This is a genomic window from Rhodococcus sp. NPDC059968, from assembly GCF_042738615.1.
Taxonomy (GTDB): Bacteria; Actinomycetota; Actinomycetes; order Mycobacteriales; family Mycobacteriaceae; genus Rhodococcus_F.
This window is the reverse complement of the sequence record NZ_JBHWUE010000253.1, coordinates 1-2,134: the sequence shown is the minus strand read 5'-3', so window position 1 is coordinate 2,134 and position 2,134 is coordinate 1. Positions and strand designations below refer to the sequence as shown.

Sequence of the window (2,134 nt, the reverse complement as noted above, 5' to 3'; positions counted from 1 at the left end):
TTAGCGCCGATTTTCGCGGAGCGGTGATTACCTGAGCTTGGGTACGCGGGGGGCCGTGCTCATGGCGTCGTGAGGATTGGGTGGATTTGTGTAGTAGGCGATTCGGTGAGCGGCGATGGGATCACGGCACGAGATAGTGAAGGCATCTCGCTGACTGGTAGGCCGATTCCCGACTGGTATTGCCTCGGCCCGGCCGAAGGCCCTGAAGGACAACCGGCGGCAACTGGAACTACATTGGGGTTATTTCAGGGATTCTGGTGTGATCAGCGGCCGAGTCAGGCGACACGCGCCCGCAGGTCGTTGATCGCCGCGACCGAACACGATTGAATAGCATTATCGACCAGTCAGCGAATACCCCGCAAGCAGCCCGGGCGGGTGGCGAGTTCTTCGCCGTCCCGGCGCCAGGCCCGCAGACCCGCTACGAGGCATTGCGGGCCTATCTCCTCGACGGTGAACCCGCCGCGGCCGTAGCCGAGAGGTTCGGCTACACCACCGCCGGGCTGCGCTCGGCCGTGGCCGACTTCCGCGCCGGAGCGAAGAACTTCTTCGTCGACGCCCGTCCCGGCCCCAAGACCGCACCCGGCAAGGACGCCGCCCGCACCCGGATCATCGCCCTGCGCGCGCAGGGATACTCCATCGACGAGATCGCCGCCGAGCTGGCCGCCGAGGGCATCGGGTTGAACCGCACCGGGATCAGTGAGGTCATCGCCGAAGCCGGCCTACCCCGGATCTGGCGCCGACCGGAAGCCGCCCGCGGCGGCCCCCGTCGCGAAAACCTGCCCCGGGCCCGTGCACTGACTCCCGACGACTACGCGCAGCTGCCCGCCGACGCACCCACCCGGATGGCCGGGCTGCTGCTCGCGCTGCCCGACCTGCTCGCCCTGGACCTGCCCGCACTGGTCACCGCCGCCGGCTACCCCGGCACCCGCGACATCCCCGCGATCAACTACCTGCTCGGCCTGCTGGCAGTGAAGCTGACCGGCACCCGCCGGGTCTCCCACGTGCACGACCTGGCCGCCGACCCCGGCGCCGCGCTGTTCGCCGGCCTCACCGCCCTGCCCAAGACGACCGCGCTGACCACGTACTCCTACCGCCTGCAACACGCCAAGCAGAAGAAGTTCCTGACCGCGCTGGACAAGGCTTCCGTCGCCGCGGGCCTGGCCACCGGCGAGGTGCTGAACCTGGACTTCCACGCCGTCATGCACTGGGGCGAGGACGCCGCGCTGGAAAAGCACTACGTGCCCTCCCGCTCGCAACGCACCCGCAGCGTGCTGACGTTCTTCGCCGAGGACGCCGACTCCCACGCCCTGCTCTACGCCAACGCCGACCTGGCCAAAGCCACCCAGAACAACGAGGTCCTCGACTTCGCCGAGCACTGGAAAACCGTCACCGGCACCCACCCCGCCCTGCTCGTCATGGACTCCAAGGTCACCACCCAAACCCAGCTCGGCGAACTCACCCAGCGCGGCATCGGCTTCATCACCCTGCGCGCCCGCACCCCCAAACTCACCGCCCACCTCCACGCGCTACCCACCAGCGCCTGGACGAACCTGACCGTGGCCCGCGCCGGCGGCAAAACCCACCGCGTCCGAATGATCGAAGACCCCGCCGCGAAACTATCGACCTACCCCGGCACGCTGCGTCAACTCGCCGTCGCCGGCCTGGGCCACGACGAACCCACCATCCTGATCACCAACCAGCACTCGATGCCCGCCAAACAGATCATCGAAACCTACTCCCGCAGAATGAACATCGAACAACGCCTCGCCGAAGCGATCCGCTCCTTCCACCTCGACTCCCTCACCGGAGCCGTCCCCCTCAACATCGACCTCGACGTCGTGCTCACCGTCCTGGCCCACACCCTCTGCGACGCCCTGCGCCGCCGCATCCCCGGCTACCAGGCCGCCACCCCCGACACCCTGCAACGCCGGTTCCTGTCCACCGGCGGCCACATCCTCAACCACGGCAACCAGATCGTGGTTCGCCTCGACCGGCGCACCTACTCACCCGTGCTCCGCCAAGCCACCCTGCCCGAGATCTCCGTCCCCTGGCTCGGTGGCCGCACCGTGCGCTACGAGTTCGCGTGAACAGACACAAAATGCGGGTCGATTCGCTGAGTGAAAATCGGCGTTAG

Annotated in this window: 1 protein-coding gene; it reads left to right on the top strand. The window is 67.9% G+C overall.

Annotation, left to right across the window (positions count from 1 at the left end):
• The first annotated feature begins 323 nt into the window (after positions 1-323).
• Positions 324-2,087 carry a transposase gene (locus ACFWAY_RS53595; RefSeq protein ID WP_378516519.1) on the top strand — a complete coding sequence of 588 codons (1,764 nt, stop codon included), beginning with the start codon at positions 324-326 and terminating at the stop codon, positions 2,085-2,087.
• Positions 2,088-2,134: the final 47 nt, after the last annotated feature.